The organism is Thiomonas delicata (genome assembly GCF_900088825.1).
GTDB classification, from domain to species: Bacteria; Pseudomonadota; Gammaproteobacteria; order Burkholderiales; family Burkholderiaceae_C; genus Thiomonas_A; species Thiomonas_A delicata.
The window spans coordinates 1-573 of record NZ_LT592181.1; the positions used below are offsets into that span (position 1 = coordinate 1).

Sequence of the window (573 nt, forward strand, 5' to 3'; positions counted from 1 at the left end):
GGTCAACCCATCACCGCCCACTGGGGTTTCGCTGATCCAGCCGCGGTTGTCGGGGATCGTGAGCGTCAACTCAAGGCCTTCGCCAACGTGCACTTTCAAATCGCCGCTCGCATCCGCCCGCTCCTCGCCCTGCCCATCGACAAGATCGACCGCATGTCGCTGCAAACCCAGTTGCGTGATCTGGGCCAACAACGCTCCGAATACCCATGAAGGGAGCAGAATGACGCGCCTCCTCGTCATCGGCGGCAGCGACGCGGGCATCAGCGCGGCGCTGCAGGCTCACGAGATCGATCCCCGAGCCGAGATATCCGTCCTGTTGGCCGACGAATACCCGAACTACAGCATCTGCGGCCTGCCCTTTTACCTCAGCGGCGAGACGCCGGATCACCGGCAGCTCGCCCATCGCACCGCGTTCGACGGCATCGACATCCTGACGAACCATCGGGCCGTATCGGTTCATCCAGCGACCCAGACGGTCGATGTCGTGCGCGGGGCGAACGGCCGTGCGGAGACGATGCGCTATGACCACCTGATCATCGCCACCGGTGCCGTCCCAGTCCGTCCCCAAGGGTT

General features: G+C 64.2%; 2 protein-coding genes. One reads left to right on the forward strand and one right to left on the reverse strand.

Going from position 1 to position 573, the window contains the following annotated elements:
- The coding region (locus THIARS_RS18830; protein ID WP_222423105.1) for a hypothetical protein at positions 1-189 on the reverse strand (189 nt) is incomplete at its 3' end.
- Between the two features lie 31 nt (positions 190-220).
- Between THIARS_RS18830 and THIARS_RS17945 the strand changes: the two genes are divergently transcribed.
- The coding region (locus THIARS_RS17945; protein ID WP_186436765.1) for an FAD-dependent oxidoreductase at positions 221-573 on the forward strand (353 nt) is incomplete at its 3' end.